24 protein-coding genes are annotated in these 21,598 nt (G+C 66.2%); 7 read left to right on the top strand and 17 right to left on the bottom strand.

Annotation, left to right across the window (positions count from 1 at the left end; translation table 11 throughout):
- Positions 1-63: 63 nt before the first annotated feature.
- Both ACT53T_RS13190 and rpiA read right to left on the bottom strand, forming a co-directional pair.
- A complete protein-coding gene (locus tag ACT53T_RS13190) occupies positions 64-615 on the bottom strand; it encodes a DUF2059 domain-containing protein (protein WP_476161555.1) in 552 nt (183 codons plus the stop codon).
- Between the two features lie 43 nt (positions 616-658).
- Entirely contained in the window at positions 659-1,375 is a 717-nt protein-coding gene (gene rpiA / locus ACT53T_RS13195) for a ribose-5-phosphate isomerase RpiA (protein ID WP_476161556.1), read from the bottom strand.
- Positions 1,376-1,727: 352 nt separating this feature from the next.
- On the opposite strand from rpiA, the gene ACT53T_RS13200 reads away from it, so the two are divergent.
- From ACT53T_RS13200 to ACT53T_RS13215, 4 genes are all read left to right on the top strand, one after another.
- On the top strand, positions 1,728-3,050 hold the full coding sequence (locus tag ACT53T_RS13200; protein WP_476161557.1) for a tetratricopeptide repeat protein: 1,323 nt from the start codon (positions 1,728-1,730) through the stop codon (positions 3,048-3,050).
- A 71-nt stretch (positions 3,051-3,121) separates the two neighbouring features.
- Positions 3,122-3,640 (top strand): hypothetical protein, encoded by a 519-nt coding sequence (locus ACT53T_RS13205; RefSeq protein WP_476161558.1) that lies wholly within the window; start codon positions 3,122-3,124, stop codon positions 3,638-3,640.
- A gap of 18 nt (positions 3,641-3,658) precedes the next feature.
- Positions 3,659-5,011, top strand: a complete 1,353-nt coding sequence (locus ACT53T_RS13210; RefSeq protein WP_476161559.1) for an O-antigen ligase family protein — start codon at positions 3,659-3,661, stop codon at positions 5,009-5,011.
- A gap of 17 nt (positions 5,012-5,028) precedes the next feature.
- Positions 5,029-5,442 (top strand): hypothetical protein, encoded by a 414-nt coding sequence (locus tag ACT53T_RS13215; RefSeq protein ID WP_476161560.1) that lies wholly within the window; start codon positions 5,029-5,031, stop codon positions 5,440-5,442.
- A gap of 26 nt (positions 5,443-5,468) precedes the next feature.
- Here the strand turns inward: ACT53T_RS13215 and nusG are convergent, their stop codons facing one another.
- From nusG to moaA, 8 genes are all read right to left on the bottom strand, one after another.
- The gene (gene nusG, locus ACT53T_RS13220) at positions 5,469-5,942 is read right to left on the bottom strand and encodes a transcription termination/antitermination protein NusG (protein WP_476161561.1); all 474 of its coding nucleotides are present in this window, start codon (positions 5,940-5,942) and stop codon (positions 5,469-5,471) included.
- Positions 5,943-6,303: 361 nt separating this feature from the next.
- A complete protein-coding gene (locus ACT53T_RS13225; protein WP_476161562.1) occupies positions 6,304-8,631 on the bottom strand; it encodes an ATP-dependent helicase in 2,328 nt (775 codons plus the stop codon).
- A gap of 91 nt (positions 8,632-8,722) precedes the next feature.
- Positions 8,723-9,514, bottom strand: a complete 792-nt coding sequence (locus tag ACT53T_RS13230) for an HvfC/BufC family peptide modification chaperone (RefSeq protein WP_476161563.1) — start codon at positions 9,512-9,514, stop codon at positions 8,723-8,725.
- A complete protein-coding gene (gene bufB, locus ACT53T_RS13235; protein WP_400765562.1) occupies positions 9,511-10,356 on the bottom strand; it encodes an MNIO family bufferin maturase in 846 nt (281 codons plus the stop codon). Before bufB ends, ACT53T_RS13230 begins: the two co-directional genes overlap by 4 nt.
- Positions 10,357-10,445: 89 nt before the next feature.
- Positions 10,446-10,676, bottom strand: a complete 231-nt coding sequence (locus ACT53T_RS13240) for a hypothetical protein (protein ID WP_018267602.1) — start codon at positions 10,674-10,676, stop codon at positions 10,446-10,448.
- A gap of 200 nt (positions 10,677-10,876) precedes the next feature.
- The gene (locus ACT53T_RS13245) at positions 10,877-11,752 is read right to left on the bottom strand and encodes an NAD(P)-dependent oxidoreductase (protein ID WP_476161564.1); all 876 of its coding nucleotides are present in this window, start codon (positions 11,750-11,752) and stop codon (positions 10,877-10,879) included.
- Positions 11,753-11,817: 65 nt separating this feature from the next.
- Positions 11,818-12,585, bottom strand: a complete 768-nt coding sequence (locus ACT53T_RS13250; protein WP_476161565.1) for a transporter substrate-binding domain-containing protein — start codon at positions 12,583-12,585, stop codon at positions 11,818-11,820.
- Positions 12,582-13,622 (bottom strand): GTP 3',8-cyclase MoaA, encoded by a 1,041-nt coding sequence (moaA, locus tag ACT53T_RS13255; RefSeq protein ID WP_476161566.1) that lies wholly within the window; start codon positions 13,620-13,622, stop codon positions 12,582-12,584. The genes ACT53T_RS13250 and moaA overlap by 4 nt, the downstream gene beginning before the upstream one ends.
- 140 nt (positions 13,623-13,762) lie before the next feature.
- On the opposite strand from moaA, the gene ACT53T_RS13260 reads away from it, so the two are divergent.
- Positions 13,763-14,140 carry a gamma-butyrobetaine hydroxylase family protein gene (locus ACT53T_RS13260; protein WP_018267607.1) on the top strand — a complete coding sequence of 126 codons (378 nt, stop codon included), beginning with the start codon at positions 13,763-13,765 and terminating at the stop codon, positions 14,138-14,140.
- A gap of 63 nt (positions 14,141-14,203) precedes the next feature.
- Here ACT53T_RS13260 and ACT53T_RS13265 read toward each other — a convergent pair whose 3' ends face one another.
- From ACT53T_RS13265 to ACT53T_RS13280, 4 genes are all read right to left on the bottom strand, one after another.
- Positions 14,204-14,788 (bottom strand): L,D-transpeptidase, encoded by a 585-nt coding sequence (locus tag ACT53T_RS13265; protein ID WP_400765570.1) that lies wholly within the window; start codon positions 14,786-14,788, stop codon positions 14,204-14,206.
- 228 nt (positions 14,789-15,016) lie between these two features.
- A complete protein-coding gene (locus ACT53T_RS13270; RefSeq protein WP_020493755.1) occupies positions 15,017-15,427 on the bottom strand; it encodes a Ros/MucR family transcriptional regulator in 411 nt (136 codons plus the stop codon).
- Between the two features lie 379 nt (positions 15,428-15,806).
- Positions 15,807-17,336 carry an FAD-dependent oxidoreductase gene (locus tag ACT53T_RS13275; protein ID WP_476161567.1) on the bottom strand — a complete coding sequence of 510 codons (1,530 nt, stop codon included), beginning with the start codon at positions 17,334-17,336 and terminating at the stop codon, positions 15,807-15,809.
- A gap of 97 nt (positions 17,337-17,433) precedes the next feature.
- Positions 17,434-17,634, bottom strand: a complete 201-nt coding sequence (locus ACT53T_RS13280; protein WP_018267611.1) for a hypothetical protein — start codon at positions 17,632-17,634, stop codon at positions 17,434-17,436.
- Positions 17,635-17,800: 166 nt separating this feature from the next.
- Between ACT53T_RS13280 and ACT53T_RS13285 the strand changes: the two genes are divergently transcribed.
- Positions 17,801-18,289, top strand: coding sequence for a CDP-archaeol synthase (locus ACT53T_RS13285; protein ID WP_476161568.1), 489 nt, complete (start codon positions 17,801-17,803; stop codon positions 18,287-18,289).
- Between the two features lie 100 nt (positions 18,290-18,389).
- Positions 18,390-19,268: a cytochrome c gene (locus tag ACT53T_RS13290; protein ID WP_476161569.1), complete on the top strand. Its 879-nt coding sequence runs from the start codon at positions 18,390-18,392 to the stop codon at positions 19,266-19,268.
- 58 nt (positions 19,269-19,326) lie between these two features.
- Here the strand turns inward: ACT53T_RS13290 and ACT53T_RS13295 are convergent, their stop codons facing one another.
- From ACT53T_RS13295 to ACT53T_RS13305, 3 genes are all read right to left on the bottom strand, one after another.
- Positions 19,327-19,626, bottom strand: a complete 300-nt coding sequence (locus ACT53T_RS13295; RefSeq protein ID WP_476161570.1) for a hypothetical protein — start codon at positions 19,624-19,626, stop codon at positions 19,327-19,329.
- A 17-nt stretch (positions 19,627-19,643) separates the two neighbouring features.
- Complete coding sequence (locus tag ACT53T_RS13300) at positions 19,644-20,465, bottom strand: trypsin-like serine peptidase (protein WP_476161571.1); 822 nt, start codon at positions 20,463-20,465, stop codon at positions 19,644-19,646.
- 81 nt (positions 20,466-20,546) lie between these two features.
- Complete coding sequence (locus ACT53T_RS13305; protein WP_476161572.1) at positions 20,547-21,506, bottom strand: metallophosphoesterase; 960 nt, start codon at positions 21,504-21,506, stop codon at positions 20,547-20,549.
- Positions 21,507-21,598: the final 92 nt, after the last annotated feature.

Raw genomic sequence — 21,598 nt, forward strand, 5'->3', positions numbered from 1 at the left:
TGCGACCCGAGGGCGGAAGGCCCGCACGGGTTGCGCCAGAGCTCTCCCGCTCGAGGGGGGCGGCTAGAGCTCGTGGCCCTTCTTGCGCATCTCTTCGCGCACGCGGGTCATCATGTCGACGGAAATCTTCTGCGACCACGCCTGCATGGCGACGAACATATCGCTCATCAGCAGCGGCTGCATGCCGACATATTTGCGGCCCGAGGCGCTCTTGAAGAAAGCGGCGACATCCTCGAGCTCCTTGGGCGAGAAGCGCTGCGTGTAGAGCTGCGCGGCGCTGTCGATCATCTCCTCGACCTTCTTGTCGAACTCCGGCCGCACGGCGGCGAGGACGAGATTGAGGTCCGGCACCATTTCGGGCCGCGTGCGCGTCACCGAAAGGGCGATCTGCTCGAGATATTGCGGAATGATGAGCCGGAAAGACGAGGCGATCCCAGAATCGACGACGATGGTGCGCGCCAGCGCCAGCTGCGCCGGCGTGGCCGCGACCGTCGGAGCGGAGGCGATCGGAGGCGAGACGGCCGCCGCAGGGGCGGCGCCGGGCCGCGGCTCGGCGGCGATGGCGGCGGTCGCCAGAAGGAATGCGGCGAAACCGATCGTCGGGCGAAATATCACTCGGGACGTCTCCTCGTGAAACCAATTCGGCGGCGGCGCTCGGTCACGCCGGGTCCAGCCGGCCGAGCGTCGCGATTCCGTCGCGACCGGCGATGACCGCCGCCGTGGCGAGGCCGATGAACAATCCATGCTCGACGACGCCGGGAATCGCCGAGAGGCGATCGGCCAGCGCATCGGGATCGGAAATCGCGCCGAATGCGCAATCGAGGATCAAATGGCCGCCGTCGGTGACGAAAACATGGCCGTCCGGCTTCAGCCGCGGGCCGACGGTCCCCGCGAGGCCGAGATCGCGCGCGATGCGCTCCACATGCAGACGCGTCGCCTTCGCGCCGAAAGGATCGATCTCGACCGGCAGCGGAAAGGCGCCCAGCGTCTCGACCTTCTTCGATTCGTCGGCGATGACGATGAAGCGCTTGGACGCGGCGGCGACGATTTTTTCGCGCAGCAGCGCGCCGCCGCCGCCCTTTATGAGGCGCATCCGGGCGTCGAGCTCGTCGGCGCCGTCGACGGTGAGGTCCAGTTCCGGCGCCTCCTCCAGCGTCGCCAGCGGCACGCCCAGCGCGGCGGCCTGCGCCCGCGTGCGCTCGGAGGTGGGAACGCAGAGCACGTCGAGCCCCGCCTTCACCCGCGCGCCGAGCAGATCGACGAAATGCGCCGCCGTCGAGCCCGTGCCGAGCCCCAGGCGCATTCCCGGCGCCACGGCCTCGAGGGCCACGGCGGCCGCTTGTCGTTTCAGCTCGTCGGCGGAAGGGGCGGGCATGGGCGGCGTCCTCTGTCGGTCGCTTGGGAGAAATGGCGGATAGTCGTTTCGCGGGCCGAAAGCAACGGCGGAGGGCCGTGCGCGTTCAGGGCGATCGGGTGAAGGACAATAATCCTCTCCCTCATGCTGAGGAGGCTCCATAGGAGCCGTCTCGACGCACGAGGGGGAGCTCCAGATGGCCGTATGAAGTTTCCTCGTCCTTCGAGACGCCGCTTCGCGGCTCCTCAGGAAGAGGAAACCTGCACCCCGGCCGCGCGCTTACGGGGCGGGCCGGATAGACCGCCCGGCTGCCCGCGCGCTAAGCCCTCTGCGCCTGCGATGCGCCGCAGGCGCAGCGAGAGCGCCGCCTTCGATGAAGCGATCGATCATCTCCGGCGTGGAGAGCGTCGCCCGCGGCCTCGGCCGTCTGGAGCCGCCGCAGCTCCTCGCCTATCTCGTGATCGCCTTTCTGGCCTGGCGCATCGTCGGCCATGGGCTCTCCGCCTTGCTGGCGCCGCATGATCCGCGCGCGGCGCTCGCCTTCGACTCCGCCGATCCCACGACTCTCCTCCAGCTCGCCCAGCGCGAGCTGACGCCGGACGCCGATGCGCGCGCGGCGAAGGGACGATCGATCGCGGCGCGGCTTCTCGCCATCGATCCGCTCGCGCCCGGCGCCTTGTCGCTCTATGGCAAGGCGGTGGAGCAGCTCGGCGACGCCGAGCGCGCCGAGCGCATTCTGCGCCTCGCCGCCGCGCATCTGCCGATCGATCTCGTCGCCCACGGCTGGCTCTATGAGAACGCGCTCGCCAATGCGCGATTGCTAGAGGCGCTGGACGAGCTGGACACGCTGCTGCGCGCTCGTCCGTCGCTGGCGCACCGGCTCGCGCCGTCCTTGCAGGCGATGCTGGGCGCCGGTGCGGCGGTGGAGGACCGTTTCTTTCGGCAGCTGGCGGCGGCTCCGCCCTGGCGCGCCGCCATGCTCGCCGAGCTCGCGCCCGTCATCGAAAATCCGAATGTGCTGCTGCGTCTTTTCGGCCGTCTGCAGACATCCAAGACGCGGCCGTCCGATATGGAGATGGGCCTGCTCCTCGCGCGGCTGCTGCGCGACGGTCTCTATGACGAGGCTTATGCCGCCTGGCTCGCGCATTTGCCGCCGGAACGGCTCGGCGCGCTCGGCCTGCTCTATAATGAGCGCTTCCAATATCCGGTCTCCAATCTCCCCTTCGATTGGACCTTCACGCCGACGAGCGGCGCGAGCATCGCGCTGACGGAGGAGGGCGGACGCAAGACGCTGACCGTCGAATTCTACGGCGCGCGCGTCTCTTTTTCGAATGTGACGCATATGCTCATGCTCGCGCCCGGTCGATACGCATTCACCGGCGCCGCCGCAGCCGACGATCTCGACAATGAGCTGGGGCTGCGCTGGCGAATCTATTGCGCGGCCGATCCGTCGCAGACGCTGGCGGCGACGCGGCTATTGAAGAAGACGGTTCCGCTGCGCGCCTTTCGCGTCGAGTTCGCCGTGCCGAGCCAAGGCTGCGACGCGCAATGGCTCAAGCTCGAGATACCGGTGCGCATCGCCACGGACGCCGATGTCAGCGGCGGCGCGCGCTATGTGAATCTCGCAGTCGAAAGTCTCGCGAGCGCGCCGAGATCGAGCAATTCGGCAGGCGCTATCGTGCATGACCGCAAATAGACCGGCGATAGGCGTCGATGCTAGCGTCGATTCGCGGCCCCCTCGGGTGAGCCGACTTATCGGAGGTTTCGATGAAGAGAATTTTTACGACGATCGCCATTTTCGGCTGCTGCGCGCAAATGGCTGCGGCCGAGAGCGCGGCCGTCGGCTCCCCCTCGAATCAACGTCGAAACAATTGCGCCGTCGGCGACGCGCGTCTGACGAATGTGAAAGGCGGCGTGCTCTTGTCGCGCGGCGGCTCGTTCACTGAGCTGCGCGACGCAGCGCCTCTGTCGCCGGGCGATCGCATTCTCGTGCGCGAAGGCTCCGCCAGCGTCACGCTCGGCGACAAGGTCGCGGTGCGCGCAGAAGCGGGCGCGATGGTCACGATCGCCGAAAGCGATGGCGTGATCTGCGCGAAGCGCGTCTCGTCCAATCCCGAGACCGTCGGCCAGGAGAGCTCTTTCGATCCGGGGCCGTATGTCGCCGGCGGCTTCGCCGCGATCATCGTGGGCGTGGGCGTCGGCGTCGGCGTCTCCAACACGGGCAACAACAATGACGAGCAGCAGCGCAACGCCGCGCTTCTGCTGCTGCAATCATTGAGCAACTGACGCGAGCGCGGGCCGCTCATGCGCATGACCGAGACGCTCTGCGGCGTCGCTTTGGCGGCGTCGCTGATCTTCGGCGGCGCGACGCAGAAGGGCGGCGTCTCGGATGTCGTGGTTCAGCTGGCCGCGCTTCCGCTGCTGGCGCTGGTCTTGCCGGATATAGGCCGAAGGCTCGCGACGCGCGGCTGGGTCGCGGTCCTGCTCGGCGTCATCATCGCCGTTCCGCTGCTGCAGCTCATTCCGCTCGCGCCCTCAGTGTGGAGCAAGCTGCCGGGACGTGACGCGGTCGCCGACACCTATCGCATCGCCGAGCTCGCTCCGCCATGGCTCGGCCTGTCCGTTGCGCCATGGGCGACGTCGATGAGCTTTCTCGCTCTGACCGCGCCGATCGCCATTTTTCTCGGCGTCATGTCCTGCCACGCCGATGAGCGGCGGCGCCTGATGCTGCTCGCCGTCTGCATCGGCGTGGCGACCGTCCTGCTCGAGGTGATGCAGGTCGTGCAGGGTCCAAAAAGCGCGCTTCGTTTCTACAGCCCCGCCGACGTCGGCCTCTTCGTCAACAAAAATCACACAGCGGCCTTTCTCTATTCGCTGACGCCGCTCGCCGCCTATGCGCTGGAGCGATATTTGTCGCGACGTTCCGCCTATGGCGTGATAGCGGTGTTCGCGCTGTTCATGCTCTTCACGCTCGGCCTCATGATGACGGCTTCGCGCGCGGCTCTGCTGTTCGGCCTCGCCTCGGCGGCGCTCGCCTATGCGCTCATTCTCGGCGATCGGCTCGGCGGCGCGCGGGCCGGCAAGGCGGCGATCTATTTCGTCATCGCGCCTGCGCTCATCGTCACCGGCGTTCTGGCGCCCTATTTCGGGCTCTCGCAAATCATCGATCGCTTGACCGGCGAGGATGTCGCCGCCGATGTGCGCTGGACCGTGCTTCGCGTCTCCTTCGAGACGATGCAGGGGTTCTTCCCGCTCGGCTCCGGCCTCGGCACATTCGATCGCGTCTATCCGCTCTACGAGCCGACGAGCGTGATCCTCCCGGCGATCGTCAATCATGCGCACAATGACATTGTCGAATTGGCGATGGAGCTCGGGCTCGTCGGCGTTCTGCTCGTCCTCTGCTGGCTCGCCGCGACGATGATCGCCGCTGTGCGCAATTTCAGCGAGAGCGATGTGGCGCTGCGGAAAGAGCGCTTCGCCGCTCTCATCGTCGTCGGTCTGCTGTTCGCGCATTCGACGATCGACTATCCATTGCGGACCTCGGCGCTCGCCGCCATCTTCGCCATGTGCTGCGCCATCATCTGCAAAAAGTCGAGCCGCGCCGCGCGCCACGACGAGCATGTGTCGTGGCGAACGGAACTCGTCCACGAGCTATGAGCGCAAGGCGCGGCTCTGTGGCGCTCGCTCTCATGCTCGCCGGATGTCAGGGCGCGCCGCTGGCGACGCCGCGCGATGCGGGCGGCAATCTGCGCGCCTATATCGACGAGGCGCGCCGGCTAGACGCGCGCGGCGCGCAAAAAGCCATTCGCGGCGTCTGCGCATCCGCCTGCACGATCTATCTCGGCATGCGCAATGTCTGCGTGGAGCCCGGCGCGCAATTCTGGTTCCACGCCGCGCATCTGCCCGATGATCCCCGTCCCGACAGTCTCGGCTCGCTCGAGATGCTCGCCTTCTACCCGCCGCGCGTGCGCGAGTGGGTCATGCGATCGGGCGCGCTGGACAGCACGGATTTCGACAAGGCCAAAATGCTGTCCGGCGAAGCGCTCATCGCCATGGGCGTGCCCGCTTGCCGCGCCGCGCCGCTGTAGACTCTCTCCGCGCTCGCTTCCGATCTCTAGCAGGCGGCGACTTGTTCCGATGTCAATTTGACCTTCACCGGTCGGCTGAGCAATTCCATCAGCACGATGATGCGATCGCGCTCGTCCATGTCGATGACCGTGGCGACAAAGTCTTGGAAGGCGCCGCCGGCGATGCGCACTTTCTGGCCGATCTCGAAGCGGCGCGACGGCGCGACGATCACGCCGTCGACTTCTCTTATTTTCAAATCCTCGACGAAATCGCTCGGGAGCATGCTCGGGTTCTCGCCGGAGCGAACCAGCGTTCTCACGCCGAAGGTCGAGCAGATCGGCGTCCAGCGCGTGTCGGGCGCGAGCTCCACGAAAACATAGCCGGGAAACAACGGCCGCGAGACCTCTCGCGTGCGGCGCGCATGGCGGACGCGCTCGAGCATGAAGGGGCAATAGACGTGGAATTGCTGACGCATCAGATTTTCGATGGCGAGACGTTCCCGGTGCGGGTGCGTGTTCACCACCCCCCATCCGCGCGCGTGGCGCAGGGAAACGTGTGCGACAGCATTATCCATATCTGGAAACGACGCCATGAGAAACCTCGACTGCTGAAATGAGACGAAGACAAGATTACACGCTCCGATGCGAAGGCCGCGCCGGTTGCGATGATGATTGCAGCTCGAAATGGCGCGGCCGAATATTTCGACGAGCGAGACGTCGATGCGGCTTCGCGTCCGAAGGTCAGGCGCTCTTCACGAGCGGCGGCTCGACACACATCATGATCAATCCGCTTTCTGTTGACGCAATGCGGCGATCATATACGGCTCGGTTACGAATTGTAAACGCCCGCCGCCGCATGGACGGGGCGCCGAGCCTGCGTGATTATCCGCGCTCGACAAAGCTCTCCAGCACCATCTTGCGTCCGGCCTTGTCGAAATCGACCTGCAGCTTGGCGCCTTCGACATTGATCACCGTGCCCGGCCCGAACTTCTGGTGAAACACGCGCACGCCGATCGTGAAGCGCGCGCTCGTGGAGGATTTCGCCAGCACCTCGCCTTCTATCGTCGGCGGCGCGCGGCGTGACGTAGGCTTGCTTCCGCCGCTCTCGCGCGCGGCTTGCGCGCGCTTCCAACCCGGCGTCGAATAGCTCGAGCCATAGCTGTCCATATTGGCGAAGCGCGACACGCCATATGAGCCATATTGCGAGCCGCCGGAGGCTTCTCTCACCTCGACATTGGCGGCCGGCAGATCATCGAGAAAACGCGAGGGCAGAGTGGTTTGCCACAGGCCGTGAATGCGCCGATTTGTCGCGAAGAAAATTTTCAGCCGTCGCTTGGCCCGCGTGATGCCCACATAGGCGAGGCGGCGCTCCTCCTCCAATCCGGCGCGGCCATTGTCGTCCAGCGAGCGCTGATGCGGAAACAGCCCTTCCTCCCAGCCGGGGAGATAGACGGTCTCGAACTCGAGCCCCTTGGCGCCGTGCAGCGTCATGATCGACACGCGCCGCTGATCGGCGGCCTCGTCCGTCTCCATCACCAGCGACACATGCTCGAGGAAGCCCGAAAGATCGGGGAATTCCTCCATGGCGCGCACCAGCTCCTTCAAATTCTCCAGTCGGCCCGCGGCCTCGGGCGTTTTGTCGTCGCGCCACATTTGCGTGTAGCCGGACTCGTCCAGCACCGTCTCGGCGAGCTCGTTCTGCGGCATGGTCTCGATGAGGCTGCGCCAGCGATCGAAATCGGCGATCAGCGCGCGCAATGTCGCGCGCGGCTTCGGCTTCAGCTCCTCCGTCTCGACGATGATGCGCGCCGCCTGCATCAGCGGCGTGTTCTCGCGGCGCGAATATTCGTGCAGCACCTGCAGCGTGGCGTCGCCCAATCCGCGCTTGGGCGTGTTGACGATGCGCTCGAAGGCGAGATCGTCGAAAGGCTGCGCGACGCAGCGCAGATAGGCGAGCGCGTCGCGTATCTCCAGCCGCTCGTAGAAGCGTGGGCCGCCGATCACGCGATAGGGCAGGCCGAGCGTGATGAAGCGCTCCTCGAACTCGCGCATCTGGAAAGACGCGCGCACGAGAATGGCGATCTCCTCGAGATCGTGTCCCTTGCGCTGCAATTGCTCTATGTCTTCGCCGATCGCCCGCGCTTCCTCCTCGCTGTCCCACACGCCGGTGACGCTGGGCTTCTCGCCATCGGCGCCTTCGGTGAACAGCGTCTTGCCGAGCCGTCCCTCATTGCGCGCGATGAGATGCGAGGCCGCCGCGAGAATATGCCCGGTGGAGCGATAATTGCGCTCCAGCCGCACGATTTTCGCGCCGGGAAAATCCTTCTCGAAGCGCAGAATATTTTCCACCTCGGCGCCGCGCCAGCCGTACACGCTCTGATCGTCGTCGCCGACGCAGCAGACATTGTGCCGCCCCTGCGCGATGAGGCGCAGCCAGAGATATTGCGCGGTGTTGGTGTCCTGATATTCGTCGACGAGAATATATTTGAAGCGCTGCCGATAGTCGTCGAGCACATCGGCGTTCTCGCGGAAGAGCCGCAAAGTCTCGAGCAGAAGATCGCCGAAATCGACGGCGTTCAGCACCTTCAGGCGCTCCTGATAGAGCGCGTAGAGCTTCTTGCCCTTGCCGTCGCCGAAGCTCTGCGCCTCGCCGACAGGGACGTGATCCGGCGAGAGGCCGCGGTTCTTCCAGGCGTCGATCTGATGCGCCAGCGCGCGCGGCGGCCAGCGCTTGTCGTCTATGTTCTCGGCCTGCAGCACCTGCTTCATCAGGCGGATCTGATCGTCGGTGTCGAGAATGGTGAAGTTCGACTTCAGCCCCGCCAGCTCGGCGTGGCGGCGCAGGATTTTGGCGCTGATCGCGTGAAACGTGCCGAGCCATTGCAGCGCCTCGGCGCCGGGACCGGCCAAGCTCTCGATACGCTCGCGCATCTCGCGCGCGGCCTTGTTGGTGAAGGTGACGGCGAGGATTTCCCAAGGCCGCGCCCGCCCGCTGGCGAGAATATGCGCGATGCGCGTCGTCAGCACGCGCGTCTTGCCGGTGCCGGCGCCGGCGAGAACCAGCAGCGGGCCGTCGATCGTCTCGACGGCGGCGCGCTGCTCGGGGTTCAGCGCCTCGAGAAAGCGCCCGCGGCCGGCGAGCGCCGCGGCGCGCGCGGCGACGCCTCCTTCGAGCGGCGTGAAGTCTTCCGGCGGCGCTTGGCGTGACAAGGCGATTCTCCTTCGAAGCGGGGAGAATATAGGAGAACGGATGGCGAATCACCGTCCGATTCTCGATATGCCCCCGAATGTGGAGATCGCGTCAGCCCTCTTCGTCCGCCTTTGCGCTCACCACGAGCCCTTCCTGGAACCAGCCGGTGAGCATTTGCGCCAGGCGCTCGGGCGAGGCGTCGGCGTGATCGCGGAAGGCGGCCATTTGGCAGATGTCGCCGAAAGCGTGGCCTTCCATCGCCAGCGACAGCGCCATGGCCTCGTCCGCCTCCAATTCGCAATGGACGGAGTCGAGATCGGCGCGCCAGATCGCGACATGGCCGCGGCCCTCGCCGCGCGGCGGCAGGTCCTGCTGCTCCATCGCCGCCTCATGCGTCGCGATCGTTCCTTCCTCCAGCTCCAGCACGATGAGGCTCGGATGAAAGGCGAAGGAGAGGCGCGGCCATTGCTCGGGCGCGAAGGCGGCGAGCTCGGCGATCGCCAGCGGCTCGGCGTCGGGCGCGTCGAAAGCGTCGGTGAGCGCGCGCTCGAGCAGAGCGAGGTCGATCGCCCGCGCATTGTCGCGCCATTCGTCCTGCTCGCGCAGGAAGTCGGGAAAGCGCGTCGTGTACCAGCGCGCGTTGCGCTCGCGCGAGGGCTGCGCGCCGATATAGGCGTCGGCGAGCGCGTCGAAGGCCGTTTCGCCGATGAGCGCGCGAACGGCGGGGAAATCCGCCGCCAGAAATTCGGCGAGCCGCGCGTGATAGGCGTTCACATAGACGCCGAAGAGCGTGGTGCGGTCGGCCTGGCGCGAATTCTTCACTGATTCAAGAATTCGCGCGCCATCCTCGGCGCCGGCCAGCACGCCGGCCTGGAACAGGGCCTGCAGCTCGGCGAGCCTCATGCGGCGCTCCGTGCGCTTTCGGCGTCTATGCGCGCGGCGATCTCGCGCATCTGGCCGAGCTCGGCGAGCAATTCGTCGAAGGGCGGGAAATTATCGTCGCGCTCGATCATGGTGGAGACCGCGCCGAAGCGCCGCCGCGCGCGCTCATAGAGCGCCCACACCTCGTCGCAGACCGGCTGGTCATGCGTGTCGATGCGATGCGTGCCATTGTCGGTGTGGCCGGCCATATGGAATTGCGCCACGCGATCCGGGTCTATGGCGTCGATGAACGCATTGGCGTCGAAGCCGTGATTGAAGCTCGAGACGAAGACATTGTTGACGTCGAGTAGCAGCAGGCAGTCGGCGCGGCGCGCCAGCTCATTGACGAAGGCCCATTCGCTCATCTCGGATTCGCGAAAGGCGACATAGGTGGAGGCGTTCTCGACGACGAGCCGCCGGCCGAGAAAATCCTGCACGCGCATCACCCGCTCGGCGACATGGGCGAGCGCTTCCTCCGTGTAGGGAATCGGCAGAAGATCGTGCAGCGTCACGCCATGCACGCCGGTCCAGGCGAGATGGTCGGAGACAAAGGCCGGCTCCACGCGCTCGGCCAGCGCTTTGAGCGCGCGCAGATAATCGAAGTCGAGCGGATCGGTGGAGGCGAGCGACATTGCGACGCCATGCATGACGATCGGATAATCGGCGCGCACGCGCTCCAGCATGGCCGTCGGCCGGCCGCCGCCGATCATGTAGTTTTCCGAGATGATCTCGAACCAGTCGACGGCGGGGCGGGTCGAGAGAATTTCATCGTAATAGATCGGCCGCAGTCCGAGGCCGTGTCCCAATGGGGCGGGTCTGCTCATGTCTCGCGCTCCAAATGCTCTTTCGCGCCGCCCCCGCCGCGAGAATCGATCGCGCCCCGCACGGCGCGCGATCGACGGCTTCGATCGGCTCAACGGCCGGCGCAGGAACCCTTGGCGCTGCAGGAGGCTTTATGCCCCTTGTGGTGCTTGCAGACGCCCTTTTTGGTCATGCACTTCGTCTTGCCGCCGCACTGGCCTTTTTCCATATTGCAGACGTGTTTGGAATGCTTGGCGGAAGCCTGCGTCGAAACGCCGCCCGCGAGCGCCAGAGCGATCGCCGCCGCGGCGATGGTCGAGCCCGAAACGATCTTGGCTTTCATTTTTTTTCTCCCATCATCGCTCTCCCCGCCCCTTCAGGGACCAAAAGAGCGCGACCTGGACCTCCCCAGGCCCGGCGCGACCATAGCACTCGCCGAAGGATTTGAAAGCGCGCTCCGATTCGCGTCCCGCTCCGCCGCGCCCGCGCTTCCTGCTCTCGAGCGCCGGGGCCATCCGCCGCCGCGCCGAGCGGAACTGCGAGCTATCGGCGCAGCCGCGCCATGAGGCTCGACGTGTCCCAGCGTCGGCCTCCCATATTCTCCACCTCGGCGTAGAATTGGTCGACCAGCGCGGCGACCGGCAGGCTGGCGCCGTTGCGGCGGGCCTCGGCGAAGCAGATGCCGAGGTCCTTGCGCATCCATTCGACCGCGAAGCCGAAATCATATTGGCCGGCGAGCATGGTCTTGTGGCGATTCTCCATCTGCCAGGATTGCGCTGCGCCATTCTTGATGAGATCGACGACCGCCGCGCCGTCCAGCCCGGCGCGGCTGGCGAAATCCAGCGCCTCGGCGAGGCCCTGGACGAGGCCGGCGATGCAGATCTGATTGACCATTTTGGTGAGCTGCCCGGCGCCGGACGGTCCCATCAGCCGGCTGGCGCGCGCATAGGCGGCGAGAACGGGCTCGACGCGGGCGAAATCCTCCGCGTCGCCGCCGCACATCACCGTGAGCGCGCCATTCTCGGCGCCGGACTGGCCGCCGGAGATCGGCGCGTCGAGAAAGCCGAAGCCGCCCTTTTTGGCGTGAGAATAGAGCTCGCGCGCGACCTCCGCCGAGGCGGTGGTGTGGTCGACGAAGACCGCGCCGGCATTCAGCGCGCGAAAGGCGCCGTCCTCGCCGATCGTCACCTGGCGCAGATCATCGTCATTGCCGACGCAGGAGAAGACGAAATCCGCGCCCTCGGCGGCGAGGCGGGGCGTCGGCGCCGTCTTCGCGGAAAATTGCGCGGCGAAGCGCTCGGCTTTTTCCGCCGTGCGATTATAGACGACGACCTTGCGCCCGCCGCGCGTGACGAGATGGCCGGCCATGGGATAGCCCATCACGCCCAATCCGATGAAGGCGACGGTCAGCTCGGTCATTTGTCGGTCCTCTGCGGGTGAGATGCGAGAGCGAGGAAGCAAGGCCGAGGCCGGCCGTCCCCGTTTCAGCGTATGTCGAAATCGAAATATTTGCTGCGGATCGCGCGATAGCTTCCATCGGCGACGATGGCGTCGAGCGCCGCGTCGATCGCGCTCTTCAGCGCCGTGGCGCCCTTGCGCAGGCCAAAGCCGAAGCCGCCGCCGAAATAGGCCGCGTCCTGCGGCAGATCGGCGATGATGCGGCAGCAGCGGCCTTCCTTGCGCTCGTGCAGAAAATCCATTGCGGCGAGCTTGTCTTCCGCCACGACGTCCACGCGTCCCTCGGCGAGGTCCAGCATGGCGGCCTCGAGCGTCGCATAGCGCTGCACCTCGCTCTCCTTGAGCTTGTCCTCCGCATAGGCCTGCTGCGGCCCATCCGCGACGACGCCGATGCGCGCGCCCTGCAGCGCTTTCGGATCGGCGCTCGCGAGCGGCGACTGGCGCTGCGCGATCAGCGCCGAGGGCGTATGCGCATAGGGCTTGGAGAAGTCGATTCTGCGCAGCCGCTCCTCATTGATCTCCATGGCGGAGACGACGAGATCATATTGACGGTTCTCGAGCCCGAGGACCAGGCTCTCCCACTCCTGCGTGACGAAGACGCAATCGGCCGCTATGCGGCGACAGATCTCGCGCGTCAGATCGATCTCGAATCCGGCGAGCTGATTGTTGGCGTCGAGATAGTTGAAGGGCGGCCGCGCGCCTTCGCTGGCGACGCGCAAATGGCGCGGCTCGGCGGCGGCCGGGCACAGGAGAAGGGCGATGGCCGCCGCGGCGGTGACGAGGCGCCGGATCATCCCCCGGTCGTGCTCATATGGCGCGCCACGGCCGGCGCGCGCGTCGAGCGGTCGATGATGAAATCATGGCCCTTGGGCTTGCGGGCGATCGCCTCGTCTATGGCGGCGTTGAGCGAGGCGTCGGTCGGATCGGCGCGCAGCGGCGCGCGCAGGTCGGCGGCGTCCTCCTGGCCGAGGCACATGAACAGCGTGCCGGTGCAGGTGACGCGCACGCGATTGCAGGATTCGCAGAAATTATGCGAGAGCGGCGTGATGAAGCCGACGCGCCCGCCGGTCTCGGCGACGCGCATGTAGCGGGCCGGCCCGCCACTGCGATAGTCGATCTCCGTGAGCGTGAAGCGCTCGGCCAGGCGCTCGCGGACCAAAGTCAGCGGGATGTATTGGTCGACGCGCTCGCCGCCGTCGATCTCGCCGAGCGGCATCACCTCGATGAAGGTCATGTCCATGCCGCGCTCATGGGCGAAGCGCGTCAGCGCGACGAACTCGTCCTCATTGACGCCCTTCAGCGCGACGGCGTTGAGCTTCACCTCGAGGCCGGCGCGGAGCGCGGCGTCGACGCCGGCGAGAACGCGCTCATGGTCGCCGGTGCGCGTCAATTGTCGGAAACGCTCCCGATCCAGCGTGTCGAGCGAGACATTGACGCGCTTGACCCCGCAATCGACCAGCGCCTGCGCGAAGCGCTCGAGCTGCGAGCCGTTCGTGGTGAGCGTCAGCTCCTCCAGCCGGCCGGAAATCAGATGACGCGAGAGACGCTCGAACAGCGAGAGAATGTCGCGGCGCATCAAGGGCTCGCCGCCGGTGATGCGCAGCTTGCGCGTCCCCCGCTCGATGAAGGCCGTGCAGAGCCGGTCCAGCTCCTCCAGCGTCAGCAGGTCGCGGCGGGGCAAAAATTGCATGTGCTCGGACATGCAGTAGACGCAGCGGAAATCGCAACGATCCGTCACCGATACGCGCAGGTAGGAGACGGCCCGTCCGAACGGGTCGACGAGCGGCGCGGGGGCCAGAGGATCATAGGCGATTTTCGGATGCGGATTCATATAGTCGACCGTTTGCGGCGTCCCGTCCTGCGTATAGGCTCCAAAGGAGGTTCCTATATATTGACGGAATGGCCGCGCGTGAAGCCCCAAGCAATGGATGCGCCGGGGCGGACGGCCGACCAGACGATCGGGAGAAGACCATGGCCGACGCGGATATTTGGCCGAGCGAGATACGCCTTCTGGAAGAGGGGCGGAAGCTCAAAGTGAGCTTCGAGAATGGGGCGAGCTATGATCTTTCGGCCGAGCATTTGCGGGTGCGCAGCCCCTCGGCCGAGGTGCAGGGCCATTCGCCGGAGGAGCGCAAGACCGTGGGCGGCAAGCGCAATGTCGCCATAATCGGCGTCGCGCCGGTCGGCCATTACGCCGTGCGGCTGGATTTCGACGATCTCCACAACACCGGCATCTACACTTGGGGCTATCTCCACGAGCTCGGCGTCGGCGGCGCGGCGGATTTCGCCGCCTATGAGCAGGAGCTCGCGGAAAAGGGCCTCGATCGGGACCGTCCGGGCGAGCGATGAAAAAAAGCGCGCCGGACCCTTGCGGGCGGCGCGCATTTTCGTGGCGGGCAGGATGATCGGCGATCAGCGGGTGACGATGACCCGCGCGCCGACGCGCACGCGCTCGTAGAGATCGACGACATCCTCATTGGTCATGCGGATGCAGCCGGAGGAGACGGCCTGGCCGATGGTCTCGGGCTCGTTGGAGCCGTGGATGCGGTAGAGCGAGCCGCCGAGATACATGGCCCGCGCGCCGAGCGGATTGGTGAGGCCGCCCTGCATATGGCGCGGCAGATCGGGGCGGCGGCGCAGCATTTGCGCCGGCGGCGTCCAATCCGGCCATTCGCGCTTGCTGGAGACGACGCGCGTGCCGGTCCATTCGAAGCCCGGCCGGCCGACGCCGACGCCATAGCGGATCGCCTGATTATTGCCGAGCACATAATAGAGCCGCCGCTCATTGGTCGAGACGACGATGGTGCCGGGCGAGTAGCCGCCGGGATAGGACACGATCTCGCGGGCGACGGCGGTCGCCTGCGGGCGGCCGTCCGCCGGCTGCTGCTGTCCACGCGGACTCAAATCGAACAAGCTGGCCAAGCCCCCTGTTTCGTACGCAGACCCGGCCGAGCAACCCATGAATGAAATGCACAGAGCAACTGCGATACGCCGCATGAGCTTCCCCCATTCGCCTCAAGTGACAACAATCGAGCGGCCGCGGCCGCCGAAGCAGCCGCGTTGCGAGCCGGACGCGGGTCCGGCGTCGTTTCCTCGCACACCCTCGCTCTAGGCGAAAGCGGGCGGAAAGAATTTAAAAAATACGATGTGACGAAGCGGCTGCGGCGCGGCCTGCAACCTATGGGCGCGCCGAGCTCGCGGCGCGCCTTCGTCGGTCGTTCGGGGTCAGCGGCCGCCGCGGCGGCGGCGCTGCTGGCCGAGGCCCATCTGCTTGGCGAGGGTGGAGCGCGCTTTGGCGTAATTCGGAGCGACCATCGGATAATCGGCCGCAAGACCCCACTTCTCGCGATATTCTTCCGGCGAGAGACCGTATTGCGTGCGCAGATGGCGCTTGAGAGACTTGAACTTCTTGCCGTCCTCGAGGCAGATGATGAAGTCGTTCGTCACCGACTTGCGCACCGAAATGGCGGGCTTGGGCGCTTCCGCCGGCTCGACGACGACGCCGGAGCCGACCCGCATGAGCGCGCCATAGACTTCATTGATGAGGCCCGGAAGATCGCCGGCGGGAACAGAATTATTGCTCACATAGGCGGAAACGATGTCGGCCGCGAGTTCGATGTTGTTCGTCGATGTCATCTCTATCACTCTTCACTTTCTCGTTTCGGCGCCGGAAGTCCTGACACGGCGCGGTCGGCGGGGCGAAGCCCGGCAAGCTCGGGGCGGGCAAGTCAGCGCCGTTTCGACCGCAAAGACATTTGCGGGTATACATCAATGCTCTACCCGTCGCAACTAATTCCTAACCAAGCGTCACTAAATCTGGGCATAAATATTTGTCGCGACTGCTACGTAGAACTACGCTCGAAAATCGAGCGGCCGTCGACGTCGCCGTTTGACTTGCTCCGCCAGGCTGTGGGCCCATCCCCGAAAGAACCGGCCATGGCTCGGTAGAAGAATGGGCCGAGCGCATATCTCGAATCGAAGTCGAATGCATCGTCCGCGCGCAGACTATGCTCGCTCAACCGCCGGTCGACGCTTCCAGCTCGGCTTCCACGCGCAGATTGTCCAGATCGCGGCCGATTGTCGCTGTCGCCATTCTGTGATCCCGCGAGAAATAGGTGACGATGCAATCTCTCTTCTCGAGGTCGCCGACGATCTCGACGCGATCCCAGGCGCCGGCGTGTCCGACATAGGCGATGGTCATGTCGTAATGGCGGCTCCAGAAGAAGGGCGGGGCCTCGAAGGGCTCCTTCGCGCCGAGAATATTGCGCGCCGCCGTCTGCCCTTGGCGCTCGGCCGTGACGAAATGCTCGATTCTGATCCGCTCGCCGCTGCGGCGATCCGGCCAGCGCGCGATATCGCCGGCGGCGAAGACGTTCGGAGCGCTGGTTTCGAGATATTCGTCGACGAGAACGCCGCGATCGACGGCGAGACCGGCCTCCTCGGCGAGCCTCGTGAGCGGGCGCACGCCGACGCCGACGACCACGAGATCGGCCGGAACGCGCGCGCCGCTCGCCAGCGCGATATGATCCGCGCCTATGGCGACGACGCTCTCGCAAAGGTGAAAGACGATGCCATGCGCCTCATGCGTCGCGCGCACCAGCCGGCCTATGTCCTCGCCCAGCGTCTTCTGCATGGGCGTCGCATCCGGCGCCACGACATGGACCGCGAGCCCGCGCTCGCGCAGCGCCGCGGCGGCCTCGAGGCCGATGAAGCTCGCGCCAATCACCGCGACGCGCGTGGCCCGCGCCGCCGCGGCGATGAGCGCGCGGCTGTCGGCGAGGCTGCGCAGATAATGCACATGCGGCAGCTCGGCGCCGGGAATCGTCAGCCGCACCGGCTCGGCGCCGGTCGCCAGCAGCAGCGCGTCATAGCGCAGCGGCTCGCCATGCTCGAGGGACACCAGCCGCGCGCCGGGGTCGATCGCGCGCACTTTCGTCGCCAGCAGCAGCTCTATGCGCCGCTCCTCGTAATAATCGCGCGGGCGCAGCGGCAGCCAGTCTTCCGGCGCCGAGCCGGCGAGATAATCCTTCGACAGATTGGGGCGGTCATAGGGCGCGGCGTCGTCGGCGCTGACCATGACCAGCGCGCCGGAATAGCCTTGCTCGCGCAGCTCATGGGCGGCGGCGAGGCCGGCCGCTCCGCCGCCGATGACGACGACGCGCCCGAGAGTGGGCGGCGCGACTGTGCGTTCTGGAGCCCGGGGATCGATCGTCTCCATGGCGAAGACGAGATCGCCGCGTCTTTCGGCGCGCCAGCAGGGAATGGGGTCGAGCGCCGGCGCCCGCAACGCCCTGCCGTCGCGCAGGCTGAAGCAGGCGTGATGCCAGGGGCAGCGAATGGCGTCGGCGACGATCAGCCCCTCGCCGAGTGGACCCTGATAATGCGTGCAGGCGGAGCCGATGATGGAGAATTCGTCGCCGCGGCGGATCAGCAGCGCCGGCGCGGCGCCCACGCGGCCCGAGAGAATGGCGCCGTCGGCCATATCGGCGACGCTGACGCCGAGCGAGAAATCGGGGCCATCGGCCGCTGCTGCGCCCTCGCCCATGACCAGCCTCGGAGACTATAGGCTCTCCCGCGCGGCGGGATATCGCAGCTCATGTAGAGAGCCGCTCTTGCTCCGACAAGGCCGGGCTCTCGCGAAACTATCCAGCGCCGCCGTGCTCGCCGCGGCTGCGCAAATGCCGCGCGACGATCCGCTCGGCCTCCTCGAGATCGGCGAAGACGGCCCCCTCGAGCGCGGCCAGCGCCCAGGAGGCGCCACAAAATCTCTTGCATTCGCCCTCGGTCACCAGAAGACCGACGGCGATCTGATCGACGAACACGAAATCGACATTGCTCGTCATCGGCGTCCTCGCGAGCGCTGCTGAGCGAATCCTATAGCGGAAATGCTAGGAGAGCCGCTCCAGAAGTCAACAAGATTAGTCGATTATCGGCCCGCATGACGGCGCGTCCGCCTCCGCTATATTGCCGAAGGAGCCATGAGCCCTGGCGCGTTTGCGGGGATAGGACATGGATGGAGCCCTGATTCTCCGCCTGCTGCTTCTGCTGATCGTCGCCAATGGCGCGCCCGTGCTCGGCAAAAGGCTGCTCGGCGGCGCCTGCGCCCGGCCTGTGGACGGCGGCGCCCGCTTCCTCGACGGGCGGCCGCTGCTCGGCCCCGCCAAGACTTGGCGCGGGCTCCTTCTCGCCATTCTGGCCGCCGCCTGCTGCGCGCCGCTGCTCGGCTTTCCCGCTCCTATCGGCGCATTGCTCGGCGCTTTCGCCATGGCGGGCGATCTTTTCTCGAGCTTCGTCAAGCGCCGGCTCGGCTTTCCTTCCAGCAGCCGCGCGCCGGGGCTCGATCAAATCCCGGAAGCGCTGCTCCCGTTGCTCGCCATCGCCGGCCCGGCGCGCCTCGGGGCGGGGGAGATCGTCATCGTCGCCGGCCTGTTTTTCTTCGGCTCGCAGGCGCTCTCGCGGCTCATGTTCGATCTGCGCGTCCGCGAGCGGCCGTTCTGACGATGGGAGAAATCACCCGCGCAATCGAGACTTTTTTGAAATGAAGCGGAGCGCGCCGCCGCCTATGTTGGCGCGGCATTCTCGAGCTATCGGATAGGCTGTGCTCTCTGCTTCTGCTCTCGCATGGGCGCGTTCTCTGGCGTGGCGCGCCTTGCTGCCGCTCTGCCTCGCCGGCCCGGCCGCCGCCGCGGATATCGATCGCGGCCGTTATCTCGTCGAGGCGCTGACCGCCTGCGACAATTGCCATACGCCGCGCGGCCCCGACGGCTATCGGCTCGACAAGCGCTTTTCCGGCGGCTCGCAGACTTTCAATGGCGAGACTTACAGCGTGCGCGGGCCGAATATTTCTTCCGACGCCGCGACTGGAATCGGCTCCTGGAGCGATGAGCGGCTGGCGGCGGCGATAATCGCCGGAGTCGGGCCGGAAGGGCGTCTCGCGCCGGCCATGCCGTCGGAATATTATCGCATATTGACCGCGCGCGATCTCGAGGCGGTCATCGCCTTTCTGCGCACGGCTGCGCCGGTGGAGGCCGCGCGGCCGGCGCAGCGCCGCGACGGCGAGCAGACGGCGGAGACCTTTCCCGGCGCCGAGGCGCCTTTCGAGGAGAGCGCGCTCGAGGATCCGCTGCGGCGCGGCTTCTATGTCGCGACTCTGGCGCGCTGCATGGAATGCCACAGCGGCGAGACCAATGGCGCGCTCGACCATAAGGAGAAGCTCGGCGCCGGCGGCAAGCTGTTCCGCACGCCGGCGGGAACGGCGGTCGGCGCCAATATCACCCAGCATCCGACGGCGGGCGTCGGCGCCTGGAGCGACGCGGAGATCAAGGCCGCGATCGTCGCCGGCGTCGGCCGCGACGGCAAGCCGCTCAAGCCGACGATGGCCAATCTCTCCAAGGCGCATTTCTCGAAGATGACGCCGCGCGATCTCGATGCGCTCATCCTCTGGCTGCGCACGATTCCGCCGCGCGCGGGGCCGTGAGGCGCGCCCTAAGCGCTCTTCGCGGGGTGGACAAGTTCCAATAGCAGTATGCGCTTGGCTAACGATCCTCGACGGAGGCGGATTTCCGCTCCTCGAAGCTGGCATAGATTTCAGTCGCCGGCCATTTCGGACTGGCCTCCGAGCGCCAGGTGAGATGCACCTGGGCGAACCGACCGTCCTTCAGCGAAAACAAGACATCATCATCCCTGCGCCACCGTCGGGCGAGAGCAACAGCTCCAATTCCATATAAAGTATGGGTTGGGCATAGTTCGCGCTGGAGCTCATTTTCCAAGCTATCGCGCTCGGTCGCGCTGGTGATCGCGGACCAATCACCATCGGCTTCGAGTGATTCCGTCATCAAATTTCTCAAGCCGCTCAGCGCGCGTCCGCTCGAAGATTGGCGCGAATAGCGTCCAGCAATTCGCCCTCGAACAGCAGCGCCATGCCGAAATGGCGCTCCATGTCGAAATCTCGGCGCGAATTCATATCCAGCGAGGCGCTGTGCATGGCGATGAGCCGTCCATCGTCGCTGAAAATCCCCGAGCCCGAGCCGCCATAGCCATCGTTGCAATCATGCCGCGCGCGGCGAATTCCCGCCTCCGTCGGCGCGTCGATCTGGCGAATCTGGCATTCTTCTATGCTGGTCGCGCGGCGGAAATTGGAGTGGCCGGCCGGCGACACCATCACCACGCGCAGAGTCTCGACGCCGGTCGGCAGCGCCGGCCCGTCGGGGATCGGCTGCGGCGCTATATCGGCGTCCACCGGATCGCGCAGGCGCACCAGCGCCCAATCATCGGTGATGTTCAGCGATTTGGCGTCGCGGGCGAAGCCGAAGCGCAGGCTGTCGATGTCGAAGGCGTATTCCTTCTCGCCGATGGAGAAGGCGCAATCGTCTATGGGATGCGTCGGCCGCAGCTTGCGATCGACGAAATTATGCGCGTTGAGCACGACGAGGCCGCGATCGCCGATCAGCCAGGCGGCGGCGGCGCGCTCCGGCACGCCTTCCTCCGTGCGGCAGGTCAGCACGCCGGCGCCCGGATAGCGGCGAAAATCCTCCTCCGCCATGAAGCGCCGCGCCTCGCGCGGATAGAGCGCCGCCAAGGCCGCGGCGGCGCTGGCCGCGAGCAGCAGGGCCGCGACGACCGTCGTCCGAAAGCCTCGAAGGCCCGCGCCTGCAACTCGCCTGCCGCCTTGCATCCTGCGCCCTTTCCTTCACGTCTCCGTCATATTCTAGCGGCGGACGCGAAGCTCGACCAGATGCGCGGGCGATTTCGCCGCTCAGGCGGCCCGCAGCCGATGCAAGGTGATCTCCGGCGGACAATTGAACCGCACCGGCAGCACGGAGGAGCCGGCGCCGACCGACGTATAGCCTTGCATGTCGTGATATCGCCAAGCGCCGGCGCCATAGGCGCGCGGCAGCACGGAGTCGAGCGTGAGCGCGACGCCGCCCGGCAGGCAGATCTGCCCGCCATGCGTATGGCCGGCGAGCAGAACATCGAAGCCCGCATGCGCCGCCTGACGGAAAATCTCCGGCGTATGCGAGAGCAGCAGCGAGAATTCGCCTTGCGGTATCGCCTCGCCGGCCTTGGCGATATTGTCGACGCGAAAATAATGCGCGTCATCGACGCCGGCGATATGAATGCGCGCGCCGTCGCGGACGAATGTCTCGCATTCGTTGAGCAGAACGCGCATTCCCATTTGTTCGAGGCCCGGCGTCATCAATATTGTGTCGTGATTGCCGAGCACGGCGAGGATCGGCGCGCGCAAAGCCGCGCGCAGCTCCGCCATGCCGTCCAGCGCCGCCGTGTGGGACCCATGTGTCGCGCCGCGATAATCGCCGGTGAGCACGCAGAGATCATAGGCGAGATCGGCGACCATCGCGCGCAGCCGCGCCATCGCGCCCGGGCACATATCGACATGCAGATCGCTCAAATGGAGAATGGCGAAGCCGTCGAAGGCGCGCGGCAGCCGCGCGCTGACGATCTCGTTCTCGCGCAGCCGAAGCTTTTCCGCATTGGCGAGACCGCGGCGGTAGAGTCCGACGGCGGTGAGCGCGGCGCGGATCAGCAGCGGCGAGGCGGCAAGATTTTCAGGGTGAAAGAAATTGAGGCCCTGGCCGAAGACTTGCGCTTCATGGTCGCGCTCTATGCCGAGCCTCTGGCGCGCATGCAGCCGTCCGAGTCGCGCCTCCAGCGCGCGCATGATGTCGTCCTCGGTCGGCGTCGGCTCGTCGGACATGTCGCAGCGCTCCATTCGCGCGCTTTCCGATCGAACGGAATCGTTCGATCGATCAGAATTCGCGCCCAACGAGAGAAGCTAGAGCGCTATCC

This window comes from Methylosinus sp. DMC45, assembly GCF_056313885.1.